General features: G+C 51.0%; 39 protein-coding genes. All 39 read left to right on the forward strand.

Going from position 1 to position 25643, the window contains the following annotated elements:
* Nucleotides 1–8 precede the first annotated feature (8 nt).
* The 39 genes from rplD (at nucleotide 9) to OCT58_RS00640 (ending at nucleotide 25542) form a co-directional block, all read left to right on the forward strand.
* Complete coding sequence (gene rplD, locus OCT58_RS00450) at nucleotides 9–632, forward strand: 50S ribosomal protein L4 (protein ID WP_267200849.1); 624 nt, start codon at nucleotides 9–11, stop codon at nucleotides 630–632.
* Nucleotides 632–928, forward strand: coding sequence for a 50S ribosomal protein L23 (gene rplW, locus OCT58_RS00455; RefSeq protein WP_267200850.1), 297 nt, complete (start codon nucleotides 632–634; stop codon nucleotides 926–928). Before rplD ends, rplW begins: the two co-directional genes overlap by 1 nt.
* A 25-nt stretch (nucleotides 929–953) precedes the next feature.
* Nucleotides 954–1799, forward strand: coding sequence for a 50S ribosomal protein L2 (gene rplB, locus OCT58_RS00460; RefSeq protein WP_267200851.1), 846 nt, complete (start codon nucleotides 954–956; stop codon nucleotides 1797–1799).
* Nucleotides 1800–1833: 34 nt separating this feature from the next.
* A complete protein-coding gene (gene rpsS, locus OCT58_RS00465; protein WP_267200852.1) occupies nucleotides 1834–2112 on the forward strand; it encodes a 30S ribosomal protein S19 in 279 nt (92 codons plus the stop codon).
* 16 nt (nucleotides 2113–2128) lie between these two features.
* Nucleotides 2129–2476 (forward strand): 50S ribosomal protein L22, encoded by a 348-nt coding sequence (gene rplV, locus OCT58_RS00470; RefSeq protein ID WP_267200853.1) that lies wholly within the window; start codon nucleotides 2129–2131, stop codon nucleotides 2474–2476.
* Nucleotides 2477–2488: 12 nt separating this feature from the next.
* The gene (gene rpsC, locus OCT58_RS00475) at nucleotides 2489–3154 is read left to right on the forward strand and encodes a 30S ribosomal protein S3 (RefSeq protein ID WP_267200854.1); all 666 of its coding nucleotides are present in this window, start codon (nucleotides 2489–2491) and stop codon (nucleotides 3152–3154) included.
* A 3-nt stretch (nucleotides 3155–3157) separates the two neighbouring features.
* A complete protein-coding gene (rplP, locus tag OCT58_RS00480) occupies nucleotides 3158–3592 on the forward strand; it encodes a 50S ribosomal protein L16 (RefSeq protein ID WP_003664555.1) in 435 nt (144 codons plus the stop codon).
* Complete coding sequence (gene rpmC / locus OCT58_RS00485; protein WP_003664552.1) at nucleotides 3582–3788, forward strand: 50S ribosomal protein L29; 207 nt, start codon at nucleotides 3582–3584, stop codon at nucleotides 3786–3788. The genes rplP and rpmC overlap by 11 nt, the downstream gene beginning before the upstream one ends.
* Before the next feature lie 24 nt (nucleotides 3789–3812).
* Nucleotides 3813–4079: a 30S ribosomal protein S17 gene (gene rpsQ, locus OCT58_RS00490; RefSeq protein ID WP_057805827.1), complete on the forward strand. Its 267-nt coding sequence runs from the start codon at nucleotides 3813–3815 to the stop codon at nucleotides 4077–4079.
* Between the two features lie 64 nt (nucleotides 4080–4143).
* Nucleotides 4144–4512 (forward strand): 50S ribosomal protein L14, encoded by a 369-nt coding sequence (gene rplN / locus OCT58_RS00495; RefSeq protein ID WP_003714461.1) that lies wholly within the window; start codon nucleotides 4144–4146, stop codon nucleotides 4510–4512.
* A gap of 33 nt (nucleotides 4513–4545) precedes the next feature.
* Entirely contained in the window at nucleotides 4546–4854 is a 309-nt protein-coding gene (gene rplX / locus OCT58_RS00500) for a 50S ribosomal protein L24 (protein ID WP_267200855.1), read from the forward strand.
* A 28-nt stretch (nucleotides 4855–4882) separates the two neighbouring features.
* A complete protein-coding gene (gene rplE / locus OCT58_RS00505) occupies nucleotides 4883–5425 on the forward strand; it encodes a 50S ribosomal protein L5 (protein ID WP_267200856.1) in 543 nt (180 codons plus the stop codon).
* Between the two features lie 15 nt (nucleotides 5426–5440).
* Complete coding sequence (locus tag OCT58_RS00510; RefSeq protein WP_003664547.1) at nucleotides 5441–5626, forward strand: type Z 30S ribosomal protein S14; 186 nt, start codon at nucleotides 5441–5443, stop codon at nucleotides 5624–5626.
* A 31-nt stretch (nucleotides 5627–5657) separates the two neighbouring features.
* Complete coding sequence (gene rpsH, locus OCT58_RS00515; protein ID WP_267200857.1) at nucleotides 5658–6056, forward strand: 30S ribosomal protein S8; 399 nt, start codon at nucleotides 5658–5660, stop codon at nucleotides 6054–6056.
* A 28-nt stretch (nucleotides 6057–6084) separates the two neighbouring features.
* Complete coding sequence (gene rplF, locus OCT58_RS00520; RefSeq protein WP_267200858.1) at nucleotides 6085–6621, forward strand: 50S ribosomal protein L6; 537 nt, start codon at nucleotides 6085–6087, stop codon at nucleotides 6619–6621.
* 65 nt (nucleotides 6622–6686) lie between these two features.
* The gene (rplR, locus tag OCT58_RS00525) at nucleotides 6687–7052 is read left to right on the forward strand and encodes a 50S ribosomal protein L18 (RefSeq protein ID WP_368669242.1); all 366 of its coding nucleotides are present in this window, start codon (nucleotides 6687–6689) and stop codon (nucleotides 7050–7052) included.
* Between the two features lie 22 nt (nucleotides 7053–7074).
* Nucleotides 7075–7584, forward strand: a complete 510-nt coding sequence (gene rpsE / locus OCT58_RS00530; protein ID WP_267200860.1) for a 30S ribosomal protein S5 — start codon at nucleotides 7075–7077, stop codon at nucleotides 7582–7584.
* 15 nt (nucleotides 7585–7599) lie between these two features.
* On the forward strand, nucleotides 7600–7782 hold the full coding sequence (rpmD, locus tag OCT58_RS00535; RefSeq protein ID WP_047767366.1) for a 50S ribosomal protein L30: 183 nt from the start codon (nucleotides 7600–7602) through the stop codon (nucleotides 7780–7782).
* Nucleotides 7783–7814: 32 nt separating this feature from the next.
* Nucleotides 7815–8249, forward strand: coding sequence for a 50S ribosomal protein L15 (gene rplO / locus OCT58_RS00540; protein ID WP_267200861.1), 435 nt, complete (start codon nucleotides 7815–7817; stop codon nucleotides 8247–8249).
* A gap of 1 nt (nucleotide 8250) precedes the next feature.
* Entirely contained in the window at nucleotides 8251–9570 is a 1320-nt protein-coding gene (secY, locus tag OCT58_RS00545; RefSeq protein WP_267200862.1) for a preprotein translocase subunit SecY, read from the forward strand.
* A complete protein-coding gene (locus tag OCT58_RS00550) occupies nucleotides 9567–10223 on the forward strand; it encodes an adenylate kinase (RefSeq protein WP_267200863.1) in 657 nt (218 codons plus the stop codon). The genes secY and OCT58_RS00550 overlap by 4 nt, the downstream gene beginning before the upstream one ends.
* Nucleotides 10224–10353: 130 nt before the next feature.
* The gene (gene infA / locus OCT58_RS00555) at nucleotides 10354–10572 is read left to right on the forward strand and encodes a translation initiation factor IF-1 (protein ID WP_003664537.1); all 219 of its coding nucleotides are present in this window, start codon (nucleotides 10354–10356) and stop codon (nucleotides 10570–10572) included.
* Nucleotides 10573–10611: 39 nt separating this feature from the next.
* Nucleotides 10612–10731, forward strand: coding sequence for a 50S ribosomal protein L36 (gene rpmJ / locus OCT58_RS00560; protein ID WP_003714521.1), 120 nt, complete (start codon nucleotides 10612–10614; stop codon nucleotides 10729–10731).
* Between the two features lie 30 nt (nucleotides 10732–10761).
* Nucleotides 10762–11142 (forward strand): 30S ribosomal protein S13, encoded by a 381-nt coding sequence (gene rpsM, locus OCT58_RS00565; RefSeq protein WP_267200866.1) that lies wholly within the window; start codon nucleotides 10762–10764, stop codon nucleotides 11140–11142.
* 27 nt (nucleotides 11143–11169) lie between these two features.
* Nucleotides 11170–11556: a 30S ribosomal protein S11 gene (rpsK, locus tag OCT58_RS00570; RefSeq protein WP_267200867.1), complete on the forward strand. Its 387-nt coding sequence runs from the start codon at nucleotides 11170–11172 to the stop codon at nucleotides 11554–11556.
* A gap of 82 nt (nucleotides 11557–11638) precedes the next feature.
* On the forward strand, nucleotides 11639–12583 hold the full coding sequence (locus OCT58_RS00575; protein ID WP_267200869.1) for a DNA-directed RNA polymerase subunit alpha: 945 nt from the start codon (nucleotides 11639–11641) through the stop codon (nucleotides 12581–12583).
* A gap of 32 nt (nucleotides 12584–12615) precedes the next feature.
* Nucleotides 12616–12999 (forward strand): 50S ribosomal protein L17, encoded by a 384-nt coding sequence (gene rplQ / locus OCT58_RS00580; RefSeq protein WP_267200870.1) that lies wholly within the window; start codon nucleotides 12616–12618, stop codon nucleotides 12997–12999.
* A gap of 218 nt (nucleotides 13000–13217) precedes the next feature.
* The gene (locus tag OCT58_RS00585) at nucleotides 13218–14042 is read left to right on the forward strand and encodes an energy-coupling factor transporter ATPase (protein WP_267200871.1); all 825 of its coding nucleotides are present in this window, start codon (nucleotides 13218–13220) and stop codon (nucleotides 14040–14042) included.
* Nucleotides 14021–14884: an energy-coupling factor transporter ATPase gene (locus OCT58_RS00590; RefSeq protein WP_267200872.1), complete on the forward strand. Its 864-nt coding sequence runs from the start codon at nucleotides 14021–14023 to the stop codon at nucleotides 14882–14884. Before OCT58_RS00585 ends, OCT58_RS00590 begins: the two co-directional genes overlap by 22 nt.
* Entirely contained in the window at nucleotides 14877–15695 is an 819-nt protein-coding gene (locus OCT58_RS00595; RefSeq protein WP_267200873.1) for an energy-coupling factor transporter transmembrane component T family protein, read from the forward strand. The genes OCT58_RS00590 and OCT58_RS00595 overlap by 8 nt, the downstream gene beginning before the upstream one ends.
* Complete coding sequence (gene truA / locus OCT58_RS00600; protein WP_267200874.1) at nucleotides 15682–16437, forward strand: tRNA pseudouridine(38-40) synthase TruA; 756 nt, start codon at nucleotides 15682–15684, stop codon at nucleotides 16435–16437. Before OCT58_RS00595 ends, truA begins: the two co-directional genes overlap by 14 nt.
* Before the next feature lie 109 nt (nucleotides 16438–16546).
* Nucleotides 16547–16990, forward strand: a complete 444-nt coding sequence (gene rplM / locus OCT58_RS00605; RefSeq protein ID WP_267200875.1) for a 50S ribosomal protein L13 — start codon at nucleotides 16547–16549, stop codon at nucleotides 16988–16990.
* A 7-nt stretch (nucleotides 16991–16997) separates the two neighbouring features.
* Nucleotides 16998–17399, forward strand: a complete 402-nt coding sequence (gene rpsI / locus OCT58_RS00610; protein WP_267200877.1) for a 30S ribosomal protein S9 — start codon at nucleotides 16998–17000, stop codon at nucleotides 17397–17399.
* A 134-nt stretch (nucleotides 17400–17533) separates the two neighbouring features.
* Complete coding sequence (locus tag OCT58_RS00615; protein WP_267200878.1) at nucleotides 17534–18160, forward strand: glycoside hydrolase family 73 protein; 627 nt, start codon at nucleotides 17534–17536, stop codon at nucleotides 18158–18160.
* Between the two features lie 19 nt (nucleotides 18161–18179).
* A complete protein-coding gene (locus OCT58_RS00620; RefSeq protein ID WP_267200879.1) occupies nucleotides 18180–18755 on the forward strand; it encodes a xanthine phosphoribosyltransferase in 576 nt (191 codons plus the stop codon).
* 21 nt (nucleotides 18756–18776) lie between these two features.
* The gene (locus OCT58_RS00625) at nucleotides 18777–19946 is read left to right on the forward strand and encodes an ATP-grasp domain-containing protein (RefSeq protein WP_267200880.1); all 1170 of its coding nucleotides are present in this window, start codon (nucleotides 18777–18779) and stop codon (nucleotides 19944–19946) included.
* Between the two features lie 153 nt (nucleotides 19947–20099).
* Nucleotides 20100–22370, forward strand: coding sequence for a DNA helicase PcrA (pcrA, locus tag OCT58_RS00630; RefSeq protein ID WP_267200881.1), 2271 nt, complete (start codon nucleotides 20100–20102; stop codon nucleotides 22368–22370).
* Between the two features lie 17 nt (nucleotides 22371–22387).
* Nucleotides 22388–24427, forward strand: a complete 2040-nt coding sequence (ligA, locus tag OCT58_RS00635) for an NAD-dependent DNA ligase LigA (protein ID WP_267200882.1) — start codon at nucleotides 22388–22390, stop codon at nucleotides 24425–24427.
* A 2-nt stretch (nucleotides 24428–24429) separates the two neighbouring features.
* Complete coding sequence (locus tag OCT58_RS00640) at nucleotides 24430–25542, forward strand: CamS family sex pheromone protein (RefSeq protein WP_267200883.1); 1113 nt, start codon at nucleotides 24430–24432, stop codon at nucleotides 25540–25542.
* Nucleotides 25543–25643 lie beyond the last annotated feature (101 nt).

Genomic DNA, 25643 nt, shown 5'->3' on the forward strand with positions numbered 1-25643 from the left:
AGAAATAAATGACTAGCGTTAATTTGTACAAGCAAGATGGTAGCCAAAACGGCACCATTGAACTGAACGCCGCTGTATTCGGCATCGAACCTAACCAAAACGCTGAATTCGATGCTATCCTGCGTCAACGCGCTTCACTGCGTCAGGGTACTCACGCCGTTAAGAACCGTTCTGCCGTTAGCGGTGGTGGTAAGAAGCCATGGCGTCAAAAGGGTACCGGTCGTGCTCGTCAGGGATCCATTCGTTCACCACAATTCCGTGGTGGTGGTATTGTCTTCGGACCTACTCCACGTTCCTACAAGTACAGCCTGCCACGCAAGGTTCGCCAACTGGCTATCAAGTCTGCTCTTTCCCAGAAGGTTCTGGACGACAGCCTGGTAGTTGTTGATGCTCTGAACTTTGATGCACCAAAGACCAAGGAATTCGCAGCTGCAATGAGCAACTTAAACGTTGCCGAAAAGGCATTAGTTGTTGTTACTGATGATGACAAGAACGCCGCTTTATCTGCTCGCAACTTGGCTAACGCAACCGTTGTTACTCCAGCCGGTGTTAACATCTTAAACGTTGCTGATGCACAGAAGGTTGTCATCACCAAGTCAGCTCTTTCTCAAGTAGAGGAGGTGCTCGCATAATGGAAGCACGTGACATTATTTTACGTCCAGTTGTTACCGAAGCCTCAATGGCCGGCATGGACGACAAGCGTTACACGTTCGATGTTGATTTACGAGCAACCAAGACGCAAGTTAAGAACGCCGTTGAAGAAATTTTCGGTGTTAAGGTTGTCAAGGTTAACATCATGAACCTGAAGGGTAAGAAGAAGCGTCAAGGCCGTTACGTTGGCTACACGAAGCGTCGTCGCAAGGCAATCGTTACGCTCTCTGCTGATTCAGATGAAATCAAGCTGTTCAACGACAACAGTGAAAACTAATCATTAAAAAAAGGAGGAAAACACAGTGGGAATTCGTAAGTACAAACCTACTACTAACGGTCGCCGGAACATGAACGGCTACGACTTCGCGGACATCACGAAGACGACCCCTGAAAAGTCATTACTGGCCCCATTAAAGCATACCGCCGGCCGTAACAGTTACGGACACATTACTGTTCGTCACCGTGGTGGTGGTGTTAAGCGTCAATACCGGATCATTGACTTCAAGCGGATCAAGGACGATGTTCCAGCAACCGTTAAGGCCATCGAATACGACCCTAACCGGACTGCTAACATTGCGCTCCTGGTTTACGCTGACGGTACTAAGTCATACATCATCGCTCCTAAGGGCTTAAAGGTTGGCATGACCGTTCAGTCAGGTCCAGATGCTGATATCAAGGTTGGTAACGCTCTTCCATTGAAGAACATTCCAGTTGGTACCATCATTCACAACATTGAATTAAAGCCAGGCAAGGGTGGCCAAATCGCCCGTTCAGCTGGTGCCTCCGCACAGCTGCTTGGTAAGGAAGAAAAGTACGTTCTGGTTCGTCTTTCTTCTGGTGAAGTTCGGATGGTTCTGTCCACTTGCCGTGCTACTATCGGTACTGTTGGTAACGACGAACACGCCCTCTTAATCAAGGGTAAGGCTGGTCGGACCCGTTACGCTGGTCAACGTCCACACGTTCGTGGTTCTGTTATGAACCCTAATGATCACCCACATGGTGGTGGTGAAGGTAAGCAACCAGTTGGTTTACCATCTCCTCTGTCTCCATGGGGTAAGAAGACCGTTGGTAAGAAGACCCGTTCACACAAGGCTCGTTCAAACAAGTTCATTGTTCGTGGTCGGAAGCGCGGTCCACATACTCGTTAATTGACGTTTTAATACCCGAGAGGAGGTACACTAAATGGGTCGTAGTTTGAAGAAGGGACCTTTCGCTGATGCTTCACTGCTGAAGAAGGTTAAGGCTCAAGAAGGTTCTGAAAAGAAGACTGTCATCAAGACTTGGTCACGTCGTTCCACCATTTTCCCTAGTTTCATCGGCTACACGTTTGCTGTTTACGATGGTCGGAAGCACGTACCAGTTTACGTACAAGAAGACATGGTTGGCCACAAGTTAGGTGAATTCGTACCAACGCGGACTTTCCGTGGTCACGCCACTGATGACAAGAAGACTGGTAAGTAAGGAGGGGAATTAAGAAATGGCTGAAAACATCACATCTGCTAAGGCAACCGCCAAGATGGTGCGGGTTGCTCCCCGGAAGGTTCGTCTGGTTTTAGACGCAATCCGTGGTAAGAGCGTTGCCGAAGCATTCGCTATTCTGAAGTTCTCCACCCGTGGTGCCGCTTCAGATGTTCAAAAAGTATTAAATTCTGCTGTTGCAAACGCTGAAAACAACTTTGACTTAGACCGGGCTTCATTGGTTGTTAGCGAAGCTTATGCGAACGAAGGACCAACCTTAAAGCGGTTCCGTCCACGTGCAAAGGGTTCTGCTTCACCAATTAACAAGCGGACTAGTCACATCACAGTGGTTGTTACAGAACGATAGGAGGAATGAATAGTGGGTCAAAAGATCAATCCTAATGGTTTTCGTGTCGGAGTCATTCGCGATTGGACCGCAAAGTGGTACGCTGACCAAAACTTTGCCGACTACCTGAACGAAGACCTTCGGATCCGTAAGTACATTGAAAAGCGACTTGCTGAAGCCTCTGTATCAACCGTTGAAATTGAACGTGCCGCAAACCGCGTCAACGTTTCAATTCACACTGCCAAGCCAGGAATGGTAATTGGTAAGGGTGGTTCAGAAGTTGAAGCACTTCGGAAGGAATTAAACAAGTTAACTGGCAAGCGTGTCCATATCAACATTGTGGAAATCAAGAAGCCAGACTTGGATGCACACCTGGTTGGTGAAAGCATCGCTCGTCAACTGGAAGCACGGATTGCTTTCCGTCGGGCAATGCGTGGAGCTATGCAGCGGGCAATGCGTGCCGGTGCCAAGGGTATCAAGACCCAGGTTGCTGGTCGTCTGAACGGTGCCGACATGTCTCGGGTTGAATCATACTCAGACGGGACTGTTCCGCTTCACACTCTTCGTGCAGATATTGACTACTCTTGGGATGAAGCACACACCACTTACGGTGTCTTAGGTATTAAGACCTGGATCTACCGTGGTGAAGTTCTTCCTACCAAGAAGGAAGCTAACGATGATGAACAAGGAGGGAAGTAAAACATGCTAGTACCAAAGCGAGTAAAGCACCGTAAGGTTCAACGTGGTCACATGCGTGGTGAAGCTAAGGGTGGCAAGACTGTTACCTTTGGTGAATTTGGTTTGCAAGCCCTTGATTCTCATTGGATCAGTAACCGTCAAATCGAAGCTGCCCGTATTGCTATGACCCGTTACATGAAGCGTGGTGGGAAGGTTTGGATTAAGATCTTCCCTCAACTCTCCTACACCAGCAAAGGTGTCGGTGTCCGGATGGGTAATGGTAAAGGTGCTCCAGAAGGCTGGGTTGCTCCAGTTAAGCGCGGCAAGGTAATGTTTGAAGTAGGGGGCGTTTCTGAAGAAGTCGCTCGTGAAGCTTTACGTCTTGCCGGTCACAAGTTGCCAGTTCGCACTAAGATCGTACAACGTGAGGAAGTAGGTGGACAATCTAATGAAAAGTAAAGATTACGTACAAGAACTGAATGGATTAACCACTGACAAGCTACTTGACCGTGAGAAGGAATTGAAGGAACAATTGTTTAACTTACGTTTCCAATTAGCAACCGGCCAATTGGAAAATACTGCAAGTCTGAAGCAAGTACGTAAGGACATTGCACGGGTTAAGACAGTTCTTCGTCAACAAGAATTAAACAAATAAGAATACGAAAAGGAGGATTAGCGCATGAGTGAAGAACGTAATGCACGTAAGGTTTACCAAGGCCGCGTTGTTTCTGACAAGATGGACAAGACCATCACTGTCGTAGTTGACACTTACAAGAGTGCTCCTGTCTACGGCAAGCGTGTACGTTACTCAAAGAAGTACTACGCTCACGATGAAAACAACGAAGCTAAGACCGGCGACACTGTACAAATCATGGAAACTCGGCCTCTGTCAGCTAAGAAGCGTTTCCGTCTTGTAAAGATTGTCGAAAAGGCTGCTACCCTTTAATTAGCAGATAACTCTTAAATTCGTATTCTTAATTCTTATTTGTAAATGGAAGGAGGACCTAACCGTGATTCAACAGGAAAGTCGGTTGAAAGTCGCTGACAACTCCGGTGCGCGTGAAATCTTGGTTATCAAGATCTTGGGCGGTTCCCGAGTTAAGACTGGTAATATTGGTGACATTATTGTTGCTACTGTAAAGCAGGCAACACCAGGTGGCGTTGTTAAGAAGGGTGACGTTGTTAAGGCCGTTGTCGTACGGACTAAGCATGGTCTGCACCGTAAGGATGGTTCATACATCAAGTTTGACGAAAACGCCGCTGTTCTGATTAACAATGACAAGAGCCCTAAGGGTACCCGTATTTTTGGCCCAATCGCTCGTGAGCTCCGTGGTGACGACTTCATGAAGATCGTTTCACTTGCTCCAGAAGTTCTGTAAAGATTACCAAAAATAAGGAGGTGCACAATCAACATGTTCATTAAGACAGGTGACAAAGTTCGCGTTATCGCCGGTAAGGACAAGGGTAAGGAAGGTAGCGTTAAGCAAATTTTCGCTGCTGACAACCGTGTCATTGTTGAAGGCATTAACAAGATTAAGAAACACCAGAAGCCAAACAACGCTAACCCAAACGGTGGGATTATCGACACGGAAGCCCCAATCAACGCTTCTAACGTTATGCTGATTGATCCTTCAACTAACGAACCAACCCGCGTCGGTTACAAGTTCGTTGACGGCAAGAAGGTTCGCGTTGCCAAGAAGTCTGGCAAGACCCTCGACTAATTTTGAAGGAAAGGAGGAAAAATAACTAATGGAAAACCGTTTGAAAGCTAAATACGAAAGTGAAATTCGCCCAGCTTTAATTGAAAAGTTCAACTACTCTTCAGTTATGCAAGCACCTAAGGTTGACAAGATCGTTCTGAACATGGGTGTTGGTGATGCTACTACCAATTCCAAGAACCTGGATGAAGCCGTTGAAGAACTTGGCCTGATCGCCGGTCAAAAGCCACTGATCACCAAGGCTAAGAAGTCCATCGCTGGCTTCCGTCTGCGTGAAGGAATGCCAATTGGTGCCAAGGTTACCCTGCGTGGTGAACGGATGTACGATTTCTTGGACAAGTTAATCAATGTTGCTCTGCCACGGGTTCGTGACTTCCATGGTGTTTCAAACAAGGCCTTTGATGGTCGTGGGAACTACACCCTCGGTATTCATGAACAATTAATTTTCCCAGAAATCGATTACGACAAGGTAAACCGTGTTCGTGGTCTGGACGTTGTCATCGTTACAACTGCCCAAAGTGATGAAGAATCACACGAATTACTTGCCCAACTCGGCATGCCATTTGCTAAATAAAGGAGGTTCCACAAATTGGCTAAAAAATCAATGATTGCTAAGTGCAACCGTCCCGCTAAGTTCTCAAGTCGTGAATACACGCGTTGTGCACGTTGTGGACGTCCGCACTCAGTTTACCGTAAATTCCACCTATGCCGGATTTGCTTACGAGAACTTGCCCACAAGGGACAAATTCCTGGTTTGAAGAAGGCTAGCTGGTAAACAAATCACCGACAAAAGGAGGAAAACATCGATGTCTATGAGTGATCCAATTGCAGATTTCTTAACGCGGATTCGTAACGCCAACATGGCTCACCACGAATCAGTTGAGGCGCCTGCATCAAAGATGAAGAAGGACATCGCTGAAATCTTAAAGAACGAAGGTTTCATTCGCGATGTTGAATATGTTGACGATAACAAGCAAGGCATCATCCGTGTATTCTTGAAGTACGGAAAAGACGGCCAACGTGTTATTTCCGGCTTAAAGCGGATTTCTAAGCCTGGTTTACGCTCATACGTTAAGGCTGATGCTGTGCCGAAGGTTCTTAACGGTTTAGGAATTGCCATCATCTCCACTTCTGAGGGCGTTGTAACCGACAAGGTTGCTCGTGCGAAGAACGTTGGTGGCGAAGTTATCGCTTACGTTTGGTAATATCAATTAAAAGTTAGGAGGTGTACGTATGAGTCGTATTGGTTACAAGGAAATTGACCTGCCAAAGGGCGTTGAAATTTCCCAAGACGGTAACGTTGTAACTGTTAAGGGTCCTAAGGGTACCTTATCCCGTGAAATCTCACCACTGATCAAGATGACTGTTGAAGACAACGTTGTTAAGTTTGATCGTGACGAAGATACCAACAAGGTTAAGATGCTGCACGGTACTACCCGGGCAAACGTTAACAACATGGTTGAAGGGGTTGTTAATGGTTACAAGAAGGTTCTGAAGCTGGTCGGTGTTGGTTACCGTGCTCAATTCAAGGGCACTAAGTTGATCCTGACTGTTGGTTACTCCAACCCAGTTGAAATGGACAAGCCTGAGGACATTGACATCAATGTGCCTGACAACACTACCATCGAACTGAGCTCCATCAACAAGGAACACCTTGGTGATTTTGCTGCCCAAGTTCGTGCTGTTCGCTCACCTGAACCATACAAGGGTAAGGGTATTCGTTACGAGAACGAACACATCATCCGTAAGGAAGGTAAGACTGGTAAGTAATCTTTTCAAATTATTTAGTGGTTTTCTCAATCAAATTAAACAACAATTAAAATATTCAATAAGAGGTGACTATTGTGATTTCTAAACCAGATAAGAACAAGATCCGTCAACGCCGTCACATGCGCGTTCGCGGTAAGATTTCTGGTACTGCGGAGCGCCCACGCTTAAGTGTTTACCGTTCAAACAAAAACATTTACGCTCAATTAATTGATGACGTAAAGGGTGTGACGCTCGCTAGTGCCTCCACAATGGACAGTGAAGTTAGTGGCAAGACGAAGACTGAGCAAGCTGGTGGTGTTGGTGCATTGATCGCCAAGCGCGCTGCTGCTAAGAACATCGAAAATGTTGTCTTTGACCGTGGTGGCTACCTTTACCATGGTCGTGTTGAAGCCTTAGCTGACGCTGCTCGTGAAAACGGACTTAAATTCTAAGAAGAAGGAGGAATAACCTGCAATGACATCATCAGAATTCATTGATCCAGCAAAGTTGGACTTAGACGATCAAGTTGTTGCCATCAACCGGATTACCAAGGTTGTTAAGGGTGGTCGTCGGATGCGTTTTGCTGCCTTAGTTATCGTTGGTGATCGTAAGGGTCACGTTGGTTTCGGTACTGGTAAGGCGCAAGAAGTTCCGGAAGCCATTCGGAAGGCCCAAGCTGCTGCTGAAAAGAACCTGATTGAAGTGCCAATCGTTGGTACGACGATTCCACACGAAGCAATTGGTGTTTACGGCGGTGGCCGCATTATGCTGAAGCCAGCCGTTGAAGGTTCCGGGGTTACTGCCGGTGGTGCGGTACGTAACGTCATGGACCTGGCCGGGATCGCCGATGTTACTTCCAAGCGTCTTGGTTCAAATACTCCTATTAACGTTGTTCGTGCAACGTTCGAAGGTTTGAAGCAATTGAAGAGTGCTGAAGAAGTTGCTCAACTTCGCGGCGTTTCAGTTGACCACTTAGCAAAATAAGGAGGGGCACTTAATATGGCTAAAGTTAAAGTTACCTTAATCCACAGTGTTGCCCACCGCGAACCAACTCAGCGGAAGACTGTTAAGGCTTTAGGCCTTGGCAAGATTGGCAGTTCTAACATTCTGCCAGACAACGCCGCAACACGTGGTCAAATTTTCAAGGTTGCACACTTAGTTTCCATTGAAGAAGTTAAGTAATCACAATTAAATAACAAGGAGGTGCCTACTAAATGAAGTTAAATGAATTGAAGCCTGCAGCAGGTTCTCGTTCAAAGCGTCTTCGCAAGGGTCGTGGCCTTTCTTCAGGTCATGGTTTCACTTCTGGACGTGGTACGAAGGGTCAAAAGGCTCACGGTAAGACTCGTCTGGGCTTTGAAGGTGGCCAGATGCCACTCTACCGGCAGATTCCAAAGCGTGGTTTCACCAACATCAACCGCAAGGAATACGCCATTGTTAACTTAACCGCTCTGAACAAGTTCGATGACGGTACTGAAGTTACTCCACAAGTACTTGTTGAAAGTGGTCTGGTTAAGAACCTGAAGAGTGGTATCAAGGTTCTTGGTAGCGGCAAGCTCGAAAAGAAGTTAACTGTTAAGGCTAACAAGTTTTCTGCTTCTGCAGTTTCTGCAATTGAAGCTGCCGGCGGTAAAACTGAGGTGATGTAATTTGTTCACAGCCGTCAAAAACGCATTCAAGATTAAGGATATCCGTAAAAAGATCTTCTTTACCTTGTTTGTGTTGATCGTCTATCGGATTGGGGCGGCTATCACTGTTCCTGGAGTTAACGCTGCAGCTTTGCAGGAAATTTCCTCGACCGGTTTAGCATCGATCCTCAATACGTTTAGTGGTGGTGGTTTGGAAAACTACTCGTTGTTTGCAATGGGGGTTTCGCCATACATCACTGCCCAAATTGTTGTTCAACTGCTGCAGATGGATATTGTCCCGCGGTTTGTTGAATGGAGCAAACAGGGTGAAGTCGGACGGCGGAAATTGAATCAAGCGACCCGGTGGTTAACGATTGTGCTCGGCTTTATTCAGTCGATCGGGATCACTGCCGGTTTTAATGCATTGAGCTCGATCCACCTGGTTGATCATCCAAACGTTCAGACTTATCTAACGATTGGGTTGATCCTAACCGCGGGGACGATGTTCGCTACTTGGATGGGTGATATGATCACGGAACGTGGCCTTGGTAACGGGGTTTCCGTCATCATCTTTGCCGGGATTGTTGCGGCGATGCCGTCTGGTATTCGGCAGCTCTGGGATGATCAAATTGCTGGTGAATCCGGTGCCAATCTTTGGATGGGGATCGGTTTCATCGCCTTAGTAGTTGTTGCATTAATCATCATCGTGGCTTTCGTCACTTGGGTTCAACAAGCTGAGCGGCGGTTGCCAATTCAATATACTCGTCGGACGACCACTTCACCATCGAGTAGTTATCTGCCACTGAAGATTAACGTTTCTGGAGTTATTCCAGTGATCTTCGCCGGTTCCTTTATCTCGACACCACAAACTATTTTGATGGCGTTCCAACAGAATCACGGTGGAGATACCTGGTATCAAGTTTTGTCAACAATCTTTAACATGCAGTCTGGTCCAGGGATTACCCTCTACACTCTGCTGATTGTTGTCTTTACCTTTTTCTACGCCTTTGTTCAGGTTAATCCCGAAAAACTTGCTGAGAATCTTCAGAAGCAAGGAAGCTATATTTCCGGTGTTCGTCCTGGAAAAGGAACGCAGGATTATGTTTCGGCATTACTGATGCGTTTAAGTACAGTTGGTTCACTTTTCTTAGGATTGATTTCACTGATCCCACTGGTTGCCAGCATCGTCTGGAACCTGCCACAATCAATCGGTCTTGGTGGGACCAGCCTGTTGATCGTCGTTCAAATTGCACTGGATGTTGTTCGGCAATTAAATGGTTTGACTATGAAACGTGAATACATTGGATTTATTCGTGAACCTGAAGGAGGAAATGGCAAATGAGTATGAACCTTGTTTTAATGGGTTTGCCAGGTGCCGGTAAGGGTACCCAAGCGCAAAAGATCGTAGAAGACTTCGATATTCCTCACATCTCAACCGGGGATATTTTCCGTGCGGCAATCAAGAATGAAACGCCGATGGGACTTGAAGCCAAGAAGTACATCGATAAGGGGGAACTGGTTCCGGACGAAGTTACTAATGGCATCGTCAAAGAACGGTTGGCCCAGGATGATACCAAGAATGGTTTCATGCTTGATGGTTTTCCACGTAACCTGAACCAGGCAGCAGCCCTGGATAAGATGTTAGCTGAGAGTGACCGGCAGCTGGACGCAGTTATCAATATTCATGTTCAACCAGAAGTATTGGTAGAACGGTTGAGTGGTCGGTATATCTGTCGCAACTGTGGAGCAACTTATCACAAGATCTACAACCCAACCAAGGTTGAAGGAACCTGTGATGTTTGTGGCGGCCACGAATTCTACCAACGGGAAGACGACAAGCCGGCAACGGTTAAGAATCGTCTGGACGTTAACATCAAACTGAATACACCACTGGTAGATTACTACCAAAAGCAAGGCGTTTTGCACACGATCGATGGTCAACAGGACATCGATAAGGTCTACGCTGACGTCAAGGAAGTGCTGAATAGCCTTTAATGAGGTTATGCCTTGCGAAGTGCGGTTAGTTATGCTAAACTAGGCAAGGTTTATCTAGCTGACAGTGGAAAGTAGTACGCTTTCCACCGTTTTTACGTAATTTCTTGATTAGGCAAGGAGGAACCAATCCGTGGCAAAAGCCGATGTGATCGAAGTAGAGGGTAAAGTTACCGAAACTTTGCCTAATGCGATGTTTAAAGTTGAACTGGAAAACGGCGCGGAAATCCTGGCCCACGTTTCCGGTAAGATTCGGATGCACTACATCAAAATCTTACCTGGTGACCGGGTAAAGGTTGAAATGTCCCCGTACGACCTGACAAAGGGTCGGATTACGTTCCGGTTCAAGTAAGTAGTAATTGTTACAGGAACTCTCTAGGAGGATTTAAGAATGAAAGTAAGACCATCAGTCAAGCGGATGTGCGAGCACTGCAAGATCGTTAAGCGTCATGGACGTGTTATGGTTATTTGCTCTGCAAACCCAAAGCACAAGCAGCGTCAAGGTAAGTAATTACATTAAATAAGAACGGAGGTGCAATAAATGGCTCGTATTGCAGGTGTCGATTTACCTCGTGACAAGCGAATCGTAATCGGCTTAACATATATTTATGGTATTGGTGACTCACGTGCAAAGAAGATTCTTGAAAACGCCGGTGTTTCAGAAGACATCCGGGTTCGTGATCTGACTCCAGATCAAGAAGAAAAGATTCGTGCACAAGTCGACCAAATCGAAGTTGAAGGTGACTTACGTCGGGAAGTTTCCATGAACATCAAGCGGCTCCAAGAAATTGGTTCATACCGTGGTATGCGTCACCGTCGTGGTCTCCCAGTTCGTGGTCAACACACTAAGAACAACGCCCGGACTCGGAAGGGGAAGGCCGTTGCAATTGCTGGTAAGAAGATCAGCAACTCACCAAAATAATATATAGCGAAGGAGGTTAGTTAGTTTATGGCTAAAAAGGGTACGCGTAAGCGTCGTGCAAAAAAGAACGTTGAAACCGGTGTTGCTCACATTCACTCAACGTTCAACAACACTTTGATCATGATTACTGATGTTCAAGGTAACGCTGTTGCTTGGTCATCAGCCGGTGTTTTAGGCTTCAAGGGTTCACGTAAGTCCACCCCATTTGCTGCCCAAATGGCATCTGAAGCTGCTGCTAAGCAGGCTATGGAACACGGTATGAAGACCGTTGAAGTTGAAGTTAAGGGTCCAGGTTCCGGTCGTGAATCTGCTATCCGTGCTCTTCAAGCAACTGGTTTGGAAGTTACTGCCATCCGTGACGTAACTCCAGTTCCACATAATGGTTCTCGTCCTCCAAAGCGTCGTCGTGTTTAATTGACATTGGTGGATGTATTTTCCATCAGTTGCCTTTTCGTCTCAAATGCGAACCACGTTTTGAAAGGGGTACGGGGATAGAATGATCGAATTTGAAAAGCCAAACATTCACAAAGTTGAAGAGACTGATAACTACGGCAAGTTTGTTGTAGAACCACTTGAACGCGGTTATGGAACCACTCTTGGTAATTCATTACGACGCGTACTGCTGGCTTCACTTCCGGGTGCAGCAATTACCAGCATGCAAATCGACGGGGTTTTACATGAATTCAGTACCGTTGAAGGGGTCACTGAAGATGTAACCCAAATTATCTTAAATCTTAAGAAGGTTTCCCTGAAGATCAACTCTGAGGACGCTAAGGACCTGGAGCTGGACGTGAAGGGACCTGCAGAAGCGACCGCCGGTGATATCCAGGGTGATGGTGATGTAACGATCCTGAATCCTGACCTGCACATTGCAACTGTTGCCGATGGTGCGGAATTACACATCAAGCTGACAGCTGACAAAGGTCGCGGTTACCTTTCTGCTACCGATAATAAGGCCCGGATGGATGATCTGGCCATTGGTGTTTTGCCAATTGACTCCATCTATACCCCAATTGAACGTGTAAACTACACTGTCGAAAATGCACGGGTTGGTCAACGTAACGATTACGACAAGTTAACTTTGGATGTTTGGACTGACGGTTCATTAACACCAACCGAGGCGGTAAGTCTGGGTGCTAAGATCCTGACCGAACACCTGGCCATGTTTGTCGACCTGACTGAGGAAGCACAAAATGCCCAAGTGATGGTTGAAAAGGAAGAAACCCACAAGGAAAAGATGTTGGAAATGACGATTGAAGAACTGGACCTCTCCGTTCGTTCTTACAACTGTCTAAAGCGTGCTGGCATCAATACCGTCAAGGAACTGACTGATCGGACTGTTTCGGACATGATGAAGGTTCGGAACCTTGGTCAGAAGTCATTAGAAGAAATTAAGCTTAAATTAAGCGATCTTGGCCTCTCATTCCGCCAAGATGACTAACAAACACCAATTGCAAAGGAGGGAACCACTTCATGAGTTACCGTAAATTAGGACGTACTAGTTCACAACGTAAAGCTTTATTACGTGATTTAACTACTGATTTAATTGTTAATGGTCAAATTACCACTACTGAATCCCGGGCAAAGGAAGTTCGCAAGACTGCCGACAAGATGATTACGCTTGCCAAGCATGGCGACCTTGCTTCTCGTCGGAAGGCTGCTGCCTTTCTGCGGAACGTCGTTGCTGACGTTAAGGAAGATGGCGACAACATTCGGATTCAATCTGCTCTTCAACACCTGTTTGAAGACCTGGCACCAAAGTTTGCTGACCGCAACGGTGGTTACACGCGGATTTTGAAGACGATGCCTCGTCGTGGTGACGGTGCACCAATGGTTATTTTGGAATTCGTTGACTAATTATTTAGCCGAGCGAAAACTAAATACGTAATAAAGAATCACTATCATCGATGGTATAGAGCGTTACGATGGTGGGAGCAATCCCTAGTCTAGCTCGAATGCGGAAACCCCGCGCGCCCCGGTGGTAAGTGATTTTTTAGTTTAAAGCTATTTTTGCTGTTTAGCGACAGATTCTTTGCTAAAATATAAATATTAGACACAAGGGGGCCATCAAACTCGTGAATGCGGTGACGTTAACAGATCTTCAATATCAATATCCAGATACCAAGAAGCCAGTGCTGGACGGGATCAACCTGAATTTTCCGGCTGGTAAATGGACAGCGCTAATCGGTCGCAACGGGAGCGGGAAGAGCACCATGGCGCGGTTGATTGATGGCCTCTTGATTGCTCGGCGTGGGCAGATTACTGTGAACGGCATCCCCGTGACCGAAGACAACCTAACCAAGATTCACCAGCACGTGGGGATCGTTTTCCAAAACCCTGACAATCAGTTTGTCGGGGCGACCGTCGCCGATGACGTGGCCTTTGGGCTGGAAAATCGCCAGGTTCCTCGGGAAGAGATGCCTTCTCGAATCCAAAGGGCCCTGGAAGCGGTCGACATGGCTGGCCTGTCGGAGAGTGAACCGACGATGCTCTCCGGCGGGCAAAAGCAGCGGGTGGCTATTGCCGGCATCCTGGCCCTGCGTCCTCAGGTGATCATTTTGGACGAGGCTACCAGTATGCTAGATCCGGCTGGTCGGGAACTGGTCTTGGCGTTGCTAGAGCGGCTTCGGGACCAGCAGCAGTTTACGATTATTTCAATTACCCACGATCCGGCCGAAATGGCCATGGCCGATCGAGTAGTGGTGTTGGATCAGGGGAAGATTGTCTGCCAAGGAACCACGGCGGAAGTATTACGCGACGTGGCCCTGCTAGAAAAAATCGGTGTTGGTATTCCGGCTGGCCAGCAGCTGCGTCAAGAATTGGCCGACCGGGGTATCGCGGTGCCCGACCGGTACTTTACGGTGGAGGAGATGGTGAAATGGCTCAGTCAGCAATTGTAATTAAAAACGTCGGCTTTACCTATTCTGCCATTGCCGCTCACCCAGCGTTAAAGGACCTTAACCTGACGATTGAAGCCGGCAGCTTTGTCGGCATCGTGGGTCATACCGGGAGCGGGAAATCGACCCTCGTTTCCCTAATTGATGGCCTGACCCGGCCAACCAGTGGCACAATTCAGGTAGGGCCGGTCGTCGTCAGCGCCAACTCGTCGGCCAAGGAGCTAGCTGCATTGCGTCAACACGTCGGTTATGTTTTCCAGTTTCCTGAGCAGCAGCTTTTTGCCGAAACCGTCGCTGAAGATATCGCCTTTGGGCCCACTAATCTCGGCTGGTCGGACGACCAAATTCAGCAGGCAGTTCACGACGCCCTCGACCTGGTGGGGCTGCCCCAATCGATGGCCCAGCGATCGCCCTTTGCCCTTTCTGGTGGCCAGATGCGACGGGTGGCGATCGCCGGGGTGCTGGCGATGCGGCCCGCAATCCTGATTTTGGATGAACCGACGGCCGGCCTGGATGCGGCCTCGACCAATCAGCTCCTGGCAAATGTGGCTCAGTTGCACGCCCAGGGGACGACGATTCTATTGATTACCCACCAGATGGATCAGGTAGCCCAGTATGCCGATCAGGTGGTGGTAATGAATCAGGGGCACCTGGTCAAGGCGGCCCCACCACAGGAGATCTTTGCTGATCCCGATTTCCTGGTCGCCAACCACTTGAATCTGCCGGCAGCGGTGGAGATTAATCGCCAGTTGCGCCAGGTGGGCGTTGAATTGCCACCGACGATGAAGATGGCTGATCTGGCCGATCGACTGGCGGCGCGCTTAGGGGGGCAGAAGAATGAATAAAGTTGTTTTTGGTTCCTATGTCCCGGTCGATTCTGTCCTGCACCGCCTGGATCCGCGGATGAAGCTCTTGATGTGCGTCTGGTACGTCATCTTGGTGTTCTTTGCCAACAGTTTGTGGACCAGTCTGTGGCTTCTGCTCGGCCTCGGCTTTGCCATGGTGCTCAGCCGGGTCAGCTTCCGGCAGTATTGGCAGGGGATTCGGCCCCTGGCCTGGGTGATCGTTATCACGGTCGTCTTTCAGATTCTCTTCAGCAGTGGCGGCCGGGTTTACTGGCACTGGTGGATTATGTCGATCACCCATGACGGCCTGGTCAATTCGTTGATCATCTTCTACCGGTTTATGGTGATCATTACAGCCTCGACGGTCCTGACGGCGACGACCCCGACCCTGCGGATTGCCGACGGGCTGGACTGGTACATGCAGCCCCTGAAGGCGATTCACGTGCCGGTCAACCAGCTGACCTTGATGCTATCGATCGCCTTGCGCTTCATTCCGACAATCATGGACGAGGCGGGGAAGATTACCAACGCCCAGCGGTCGCGGGGGATGAATTTTCACCAGGGAAATCTCTTCCAACGGGTCAAACATCTGGTCCCAGTTTTGATCCCGCTCTTCGTCAATTCGTTTAAGCGGGCCGAGGATCTGGCAACGGCCATGGAGGCTCGAGGATACGATCCTGATTCACCACGGACTCATTACCGGCAGCTGCACTGGCACGGTGCCGATAACATCACGCTGGGGCTCATGGTGGTCTTGACCGTGATTCTATTTCTAATCAGAGGAGGCGTTTTTGCGCTTGTATCGTTATAAAATCACTTTTGCCTACGACGGCACAAACTTTTTTGGCTTTCAGATTCAGCCTCACAAACGGACGGTGGAGCAGACATTAAAGACTGCCGTCAATAAAATCGCCAAGAATCCGGAGCCAGCGATCCCCGTGATCGGCTCGGGGCGAACCGATGCCGGTGTCCACGCGCTCAACCAGGTAGCGCACTTCGATATCCCATACAAATTGAGCAATGATTCGATGCGCAAGGCCTTAAACAGTCTCCTGCCGCTCGACATCCTGGTCAAAAAAGCCGAGCTGGTCGATGACTCCTTTCACGCCCGTTATAGTGCCCACCGCAAGACCTATCGTTACCGGGTTGACCAAGGCGAATTCGTCAATCCCTTCAAGCGCAACTACACCGCCCACTTTAAGTACCCGCTGGACATTGAAAAAATGCGTCAGGCGGCCCAGGACTTCATCGGGGAGCATGACTTTACCAGCTTCGTTGCCTCGGGCAGCCAGGCCAAGAGCAACGTCCGGACGGTTTATTCAATCACCATCGAGCGGGATGAACACGACAACGAGGTGGTCTTTGATTTTACCGGCAACGGTTTTCTCTACAACCAGATCCGGATCATGGTTGCCTTCCTGCTCGAGGTTGGCAGCAATCAGCGGCCGGTATCGGATGTCAAACGGGTTTTGGCGGCGCGGGACCGGACGCAGGCGCGGATGACTGCTCCGGCCAGTGGGCTCTATTTAGTTTCGGTAGATTATGGAAAATAATTGACGACCAGGGGAGAAAAAGGTATACTAGCAAATGGTATTTCTTTTCCATCTAATAACTCGGTACACTATTATATGTAAAAGAAAAACAAAATTGGAGGACTTAATCGTGAGAACGACATACATCGCAAAACCTGGTGAAGTTGATCGCAAGTGGTACGTTGTCGATGCTAAGGATGTCCCAATGGGTCGTCTGGCCACCGTCGTCGCATCAATTCTGCGTGGTAAGAACAAGCCAACCTTTACTCCACACGTTGACACTGGTGACAACGTCATCGTTATCAACGCTGCACAAATTAAGTTAACTGGTAAGAAGGCTTCCCAAAAGAAGTACTACCGTCACTCAAATTACCCTGGTGGTTTGAAGGAACGGACTGCCGGTGACTTCCGTGCTAAGGAACCAGAGAAGCTGCTGGAAACTGCTATTAAGGGTATGCTTCCACACAACTCCCTTGGTCACAAGATGGGCTTAAAGCTGCATGTTTACGCTGGTGAAGACCACAGTCATGCTGCACAAAAGCCTGAAGCACTCGACATCACGAACTTAATCTAAGGAGGGAATGGAATTGGCTCAACAAGTACAATACAGTGGTACTGGTCGGCGCAAGGACGCAACCGCACGTGTTCGCTTAGTACCAGGTTCAGGTAAGATTACGATGAACGGCAAGGCAATTGAAGACTACATTCCATTTGCCAACTTACGTGCCATCGTTAACCAACCATTTGATGTTACCAAGACGAACGGTCAATACGACGTTATCGCCAACATCAATGGTGGTGGCTTCTCCGGTCAAGCCGGCGCTGTTCGCCACGGGATTGCCCGTGCCCTGCTCAGCGTTGACCCTGACTTCCGTGACGTCCTGAAGAAGGCCGGTCTCTTGACCCGTGACCCTCGGATGAAGGAACGTCGTAAGCCAGGTCTGAAGAAGGCTCGTAAGGCTGCTCAATTCAGTAAGCGTTAATATTCGATTACCGCTTCAATTCCAAAAAGCATCAGTTTCAACTGGTGCTTTTTTATTTTTCCTAAAAATTAAGGCTAAACGCCGTGTTCTTTGCTACAATAAAATGCTAGTAGGATATTGAAGGAGGCCTTTTCTTGGCAAAACGAAAAAGAAGTCGGAAGAAACGTAATTCGGGAACGCGAACCCTGATTTGGGTGCTTGTCGTCATCGCCCTTTTCCTGGGGGTCTATGCCGGACACCATTTTTACCGGATCTGGAACCAGCAGCGGATTGAGCAGCAGATGAAAAAGCAGGACCAGGAGACCAAGGAGCGCTTCATCAAGCAGGTGGCTCCCGAGGCCCAGGCCATGCAGAACACCTATCACGTCTACGCCTCGATTACGATTGCCCAGGCGATCCTGGAGTCGCAGTGGGGAACCAGCAAGCTGGCTTCGCAGTACCACAACCTTTTCGGGATCAAGGGAACCGGCGCCAACTCCAAGGAGCTGAGCACCAAGGAGTACGTTAACGGCAAGTGGGTCGTCACCACGGGCCGCTTCCGGGTTTACGACAGCTGGAGCGATTCAATCAAGGACCACACTAAGTTAATGCTGACGGGGACGGACACCAACCAGCAGAACTACGATGCCGTCGTCAAGGCCACTTCCTATCAGGAAGCGGCCAAGGCCCTGCAGGAGGCCGGTTATGCTACCGACCCGAACTATGCCCAGAAATTAATCTCGGTAATCAAGACCTATAAGTTATATAATTATGATAAATAGATAAAAAGGGGTAAGAAGAATGCGTGAATTAGAGGAAAAAATAAGGGAATACGGAACCGTGCTGCCTGGCAACGTTCTGAAGGTCGATGCCTTCTTGAACCACCAGGTTGATCCTGAGCTGATGCTCCACATCGGTCAGGAATTTGCCAAGCGTTTTGCAGACGAGGGGATTACGAAGGTCTGGACCGTGGAATCGTCTGGGATTGCCCCGGCGGTCATGACTGGGCTAGCCATGAAGATCCCGGTGATCTTTGCTCGCAAGCACAAGAGCCTGACCCTTAACCACGACATGTACGTGGCCGACGTTTATTCTTACACCAAGAAGACAACGAACCGGATTTCGATCTCGAAGAAGTACGTTTCGCCAAGTGACAAGGTTCTCCTGATCGACGACTTCCTGGCAAACGGGCAAGCTGTCGAAGGGATGCTAGAGATTGCCGACCAGGCCGGGGTCGAGGTTGCCGGTGCCGGAATCGTGATCGAAAAGAGCTTCCAGCCGGGAGCCAAGGAGATCAAAGATCGGGGCATTCGGCTGGAATCGCTGGCCCGGATCAAGTCCCTGGAAAATAATTCCATTGAATTTATGACTGACTAATCAAGTAAGGGGAGTTTTTCAATGAGTAGAACTGCTTTTTACCCGGGCAGTACCCTGGGCATTATTGCCGTTAACCGCAACGGCGGGGCGCTGATCGCGGCTGCTAAGAAGGCCGGCTTCAACGTCATTGTCTATGATAATCACGCCCAACCGGCAATCACCAAGATGGCGGACGAGACGATCATCGGGGCCTACAACGATAAGCTCAAGCTGACTCAGTTTGGCCAGAGTTGTGATGCCATCATCTACCAGACGCCGAACGTCGATTCGCGAGTCCTGCACTACCTCAGCCAATTTGCGGCCGTTCCCCAGGGAATCAATGGGCTGGAGATCATCCAGGACCGGCTGATGGAGCGGGCCTTTCTTGACCAGGTCAACATCAACATTGCCCCCTACGTGACGGTGGTGAGCCTGGACGACGTTTACCAGTCGATTGATTCGATTGGCTACCCGGCCCTATTGAAGCCAATCCAGCGCGGCCTGGGTGAACAGTCGATGATCATCCGGCGCCAGTCCGACATCACCCGGGCGGCCGACTTTATCGACACCGGGACCTACCTCCTGGAATCCTGGATCGACCACACCGCCGAGTACACCATGACGGCGGCCACGGCCGGCAAGGACACGAAGATCTACCCGCTGGCCAAGCTGCAATTCAATTCGGACCGTCAGCTGATCTCCGTCGCCTCACCGGCCACCGTTCAGGACGACCTGCTGGAGGAAATGCAACGGATCGTGCAGAGCGTGGCCGATTCGCTCCAGTACCGCGGGGTCTTCTCGGTCAACTTCTACGTGACCGCCACCGGGACCCTCTACGTCAAGAACATTGAGCTGGGGCTGACCTCGATTGCTAACGTCTATGACACCACGGCCAACGTTGACCAGTACGAGGAGCAGATTCGGGCTGCTGTTGGCATGCCGCTCCACGTCATTCACCCATTACAGACCGGCTTGCTGATGGTGGTGCGCAAGTATCAGCAGGTGGCCATTCAGCGCCAGTGGCTGCTGAAGAGCAACTGGCAGTTCCGCTTCTTCAACGATTCGGAGGGGGACGACCAGAGTATTTTCGGTTTCGTTTGGGTCACCGGGAGCAACAACCTGGTTGATCTAGAGAATCAGGTTGATGACACTGAGGTCTGGCAAGAAACTGTAACCGAGAAAAAGGCCACCGACCAGGGAACAGAACAGTAGTAATAACAACAGTGCTGCCGCCAACCAGCGGGGCGCTGTTTTTGTTTTGGAGCGGGGAGAAAATCTCCCAATCAGGTGTTCGATTTAGCACATCGAGCCCGAATATTTGGTATAATATTAGCCGATCATTTTTTAAGAGAGGACGGTTACGGCGTGAATAATAGTCAAGAGCTTTTAGAAGGAATGAACGACAAGCAGGCCGAGGCAGTAGTGACCACGGAGGGACCGCTGCTGGTCATGGCCGGCGCGGGATCCGGTAAGACCCGGGTGCTGACTCACCGGGTGGCCTACCTGATTGAGGAGAAGGGGGTCCTGCCGTGGAACATCCTGGCGATCACCTTCACCAACAAGGCCGCCAAGGAAATGCAGGAGCGGGTCGGCAAGCTGCTCGGTGAGAGTGCCCGCGACGTCTGGGTTTCCACCTTCCACGCCCTCTGCGTGCGGATTCTGCGGCGCGACATCGAGAAGATTGGCTACAACCGCGCCTTCACGATCGCCGACACCAGCGAGCAGCGAACCTTAATGAAGCGGATCTGCGCCGAGCTCAACATCGACACCAAGAAGTTCGACCCCCGCAGCATCCTGAGTGCGATCTCCAACGCGAAGAACGCCCTGCTGACCCCGGCCCAGTACAGCGAGAAGGCCAACTCGATGTTTGAAAACATGGTGGCCCGGGCCTACAAGCTCTACCAGCAGGAACTGGAGGCCAACCAGGCCCTCGACTTCGACGACCTGATCATGAAGACGATCGAGCTCTTCGAAAGCGACCAGGAGACCCTGGAGTTCTACCAGGACAAGTTCCACTACATCCACGTCGACGAGTACCAGGACACCAACGACGCCCAGTACCGGCTGGTCAACCTGCTGGCCAAGAAGTACCAGAATATCTGCGTCGTCGGGGATGCCGACCAGAGTATCTATGGCTGGCGGGGTGCCAACATGAACAACATCCTGAACTTCGAGCACGATTATCCCCAGGCCAAGACCGTCATGCTGGAGCAGAACTACCGGTCGACCCAGACGATTTTGGACGCGGCCAACGAGGTGATCATCAATAACGTCAACCGGAAGAAGAAGGACCTCTGGACCGAAAACGGCAAGGGAGAGAAGATCTCCTATTATCGGGCCCAGAGCGAGCACGATGAGGCCCAGTTCATTGTTGCCAAGATCAAGGAGGAACGGGAGAAGCACGGCTACCACTACAACGACTTTGCCATCCTCTACCGTACCAACGCTCAGTCGCGGGTGGTCGAAGAAACCTTCCTGAAGAGCAGCGTGCCCTACACGATGGTCGGGGGCCACAAGTTCTACGACCGGAAGGAAATCCGGGACGTCCTGGCCTACCTGACCCTGATCGTCAACCCCCAGGACTCGATGAGCTTCGAGCGGGTCGTCAACACGCCCAAGCGCGGCATTGGGATGACCAGCGTCGAGCACCTGCGCCAGTTCGCCAGCGACAATCACTGGTCGCTCCTCCAGGCGGCGGAGAACGTCGACATCGCCAACCAAATTACCGCCCGGACGCGCAACAAGATCGGCGAGTTCGGCGAGCTGATGCAGAAGCTGACCAAGCAGGCCGAGTTTCTCAACCTGACCGACCTGACCGACCAGATCCTGGAACTGAGCGGCTACAACAAGATGCTCGAGAGCGAAAACACCCTCGAGTCCCAGGCACGGCGGGAAAATCTGGACGAATTCAAGTCGGTTACTCAGGAGTACGACGAAAACCACAAGGACGACGAGGGGACCAATGTCCAGAAGATCACCAACTTCCTGGCCGACCTGGCCCTGGTTTCCGACCAGGACGACGTTGACGAGCAGGCGCCGGCTGTGACCCTGATGACCCTCCACGCGGCCAAGGGGCTCGAGTTCCCGGTCGTCTTTTTGGTTGGGATGGAAGAGGGGATCTTTCCGCTCTCCCGGGCCGTCTTGGAGGACGACCAGCTGGAAGAGGAGCGGCGCCTGGCCTACGTCGGGATCACCCGGGCCAAGAAGAAGCTCTACTTGACCAACGCCTACTCACGGCTGCTGTATGGCCGAATTCAACGCAACCAGCCGTCACGCTTCGTCGAGGAGATCAACCCCGACCTCCTGCAGTACGAGAATGGTAACAACGATACGGGCCTGAGCGAGCGTTCCCTGCCGTTTGGCAAGACGTCCGCCACGGCGACAACCTACCGCAGCCAGCAGAAGCGGCGCTACAAGGACGCTGGCAAGAAGAAGGCGCCGGTCACCAACACCGGGACCGGGGCCGACAAGGTCAGCTGGAAGACTGGCGACAAGGTCAGTCACAAGAAGTGGGGGCAGGGCACCGTCGTCAAGGTCAGCGGGACCGGCAACGACATGGAGCTCGACATCGCCTTTCCACAGCAGGGGGTCAAGCGGCTGCTCGCCAGCTTCGCACCAATTACCAAAGTTGATTAAAAGTGAGGCCTAACGGAATGGAAAAAGAACAACCAGTCAGTCAGCTCAGCCTGGACGAGGCCAAACAAGAGATTGCGCCTTTGAGAAAGCAGCTGACGCAATGGGGCAAGGAATACTACGAAGAGGATAACCCGACGGTCGAGGATTACGTCTACGACCGGGCCTACCAACGCCTGGTCGAGCTGGAAACCCGTTTTCCGGAACTAAAGACGGCCGATTCGCCGACGCAGCGGGTGGGTGGCCAAGTGACCACCCAGCTGACCAAGGTGCGCCACGAGATCCCGATGCTGTCGATGGGGGATGTTTTCTCCGTCGACGAGCTGATGGACTTCAACCAGCGCCAGCAGGAAAACCGCGACGTTGAGGTGGAACCGGAATACAACCTGGAGCTCAAGATCGACGGCCTCTCGCTGTCCCTGGTTTACGAAAACGGCAAGCTGGTCCAGGGCTCGACCCGGGGCAACGGGACGATCGGCGAGGACGTCACCGCCAACGTGAAGACGATCAAGTCGGTGCCCCACAAACTACCGGAGCCACTGAGCCTGGAGTTTCGGGGCGAGTGCTACATGCCTAAGGCGTCCTTCGTGAAATTGAACCAGGAGCGGGAGGCGGCGGGCCTGCCCGTCTTCGCCAACCCGCGGAATGCAGCGGCCGGCAGCCTGCGCCAGCTGGATCCTAAGGTGACGGCTAAGCGGGATTTGGCGACCTTCATGTACTACGTGCCGGAGTACCAAAAACTCGGCGTGACCACCCAGGCGGCGGCCCTGGACCGGATGCGCGAGCTCGGCTTCACCGTCAACCCGAACAACCGGGTGGTCCACAATCAAGAAGAGATCACCGCCTACATCGACGAGTACACGACCAAGCGTGACCAGCTGTCCTACGGGATCGACGGGATCGTCGAAAAGGTGAACGATCTCGATACCGAGACGGCCCTGGGCAACACGGTCAAGGTGCCGCGCTGGGAGATTGCCTACAAGTTTCCACCGGAGGAGCAGGCGACCGTGGTTCGAGACATTGTCTGGACGGTGGGCCGGACCGGTAACGTTACCCCGACGGCCGTGATGGACCCGGTTCAACTGGCTGGGACGACCGTCAGCCGGGCTTCGCTTCACAATCCCGATTACCTGCGGGAGAAGGACATCCGCCTCGGCGACACGGTCTACCTCCACAAGGCCGGCGACATCATCCCGGAGATCTCTCGGGTTGACCTGAAGAAGCGGCCGGCCGATAGTGAGGAATACGTGGTGCCGACCACCTGTCCGGTCTGCGGCTCTGAACTGGTCCACCTCGACGATGAGGTGGCCCTGCGCTGCATTAACCCGATGTGTCCCGCCCAGATCAAGGAGGGCCTGGCTCACTTCGCCTCTCGGAACGCGATGAACATCGACGGCCTCGGCCCGAAGATCGTTCAGCAGCTCTGGGACAAGAAGATGGTCCGTGACGTGGCCGATCTGTACCACCTTGACCACGACCAATTGTTAACTTTAGATAAATTTGGGGACAAATCGGCCACTAACCTATTGACATCAATCGACAATAGTCGTAATAATTCTGTCGAGCGCTTATTATTTGGCCTGGGGATTCGCCATGTCGGTGCCAAGGCCGCGCGGCTGATCATGGCCCACTTTGGCGATCTCGACCACCTGATGGAGGCATCGGCCGAAGAGGTAGCCAACGTTGACGGCATTGGCCCAACCATCGGCGAGAGCGTCCACACCTACTTTGCCAATCCGCAGGTGGTCGACCTGATCAATCAGCTGCGGGACGCCGGGGTGAACTTCACCTACCAGGGGCCAACGACGACGGTGGCTGAAGACAGTCCGTGGAACGGTCGCCGGGTCGTGCTCACCGGGAAACTGGAAGAGCTGACCCGTAGTACGGCCAAGCAGTGGTTGGAGGATCACGGCGCCAAGGTCACCGGAAGTGTTTCAAAGAAAACTGATATTGTCATTGCCGGAACAGCGGCGGGAAGCAAGCTGACCAAGGCCCAGGACCTGGGTATCACGGTCTGGGACGAGGCCCGTTTCCGTCAGGCAATGCAGGAGGAAAATTAATTTTGAATGCGAAACTAAAGAAATTAACGACGGCCGCCGTCATCGTAATGAGTACCTTCGTGCTGGCCGCCTGTGGGAGCAGCAAGTCGTCGAAGAACTACACGACCACCGGCAACAGCAGCGGGGCCTACCAGGGCGTGATCAAGAACGGTCACTACAAGACCAGCAAGGCCCGGGGGGTTAACGTCAGCCAAAACGACAACCAGTACAACCTGAAGAGCTTTGAAAACGGCCTGACCGAGGTCTCCAAGCAGGTCTTCTCGCCGAAGAGTTACATCTTCCAGGAAGGTCAGTACCTGAACACCAGCACGGTTGAATCCTGGCTGGGGCGGAAGACCAAGAGCAACCCCAACGGCTTAAACCCGGCCCAGGGGAAGAAGAGCGACCCGAATCCGGAATACATCCAGCAGATTGAAGAGCAGGACTACATGACCGAAAACGGGAACTCAATGAAGCTCAAGGGGATCGTCATCGGGATCGGGATCAACTCCGAGTACAACTACAAGAAGAAGACCGATGGACCGAGCTACACCAAGAAGATCAGCAATGCTGAAGTCCAAAGGCAGGGAAAAATCGCCGCGGCCAAGGTGCTGAAGCGGATGCGCAAGAACTCCAAGATCGGCAACGTGCCGATCGTCATTGCCCTCTACAAGCAGGCCCCGGACGATAGCCTGGTCGGCGGGAGCTTCTTTGCCTACAGCAAGAACCGGGGCAACTCGATCAGTTCTTGGCACAAGCTGAACTACAAGACGATGGTTCTGCCAAAGGCCAGCGCGACGAACTCGACCACGAGTGCCAACCAGACCGACAGTGACAGCTTCTCCAACTTCAAGAGCCAGATCCAGAGCTTCTTCCCGAACCTGAGCGGGGTTACGGCCCAGGCACAATACAAGAACGGCCAGCTGAACGGGATGCACATCACCGTCACGACCCAGTTCTACAGCCAGTCCGAAATTATCAGCTTCACCCAGTACATCGCTCGGGCAGCCAAGAAGTACCTGCCAAACGGGATTCCGATTGACATCCGGATCCAATCTGACTCCGAGATGCAGGCGATTGTCTACCGGGACAGCGGCTCCGATACCTTCCGGACCCACGTGCTGACGTCGTATTAAGATCAATAAAATCAGTTCGTTGGTGAAAGCCACGGACTGATTTTTGTTTTCCGGGCCCCTGGCGGTAAAAAAACAGGTGAGAGTGTGCTAAAATTATAGGA

Source organism: Limosilactobacillus kribbianus (genome assembly GCF_026413145.1).
In the GTDB taxonomy this organism is placed as follows: Bacteria; Bacillota; Bacilli; order Lactobacillales; family Lactobacillaceae; genus Limosilactobacillus; species Limosilactobacillus kribbianus.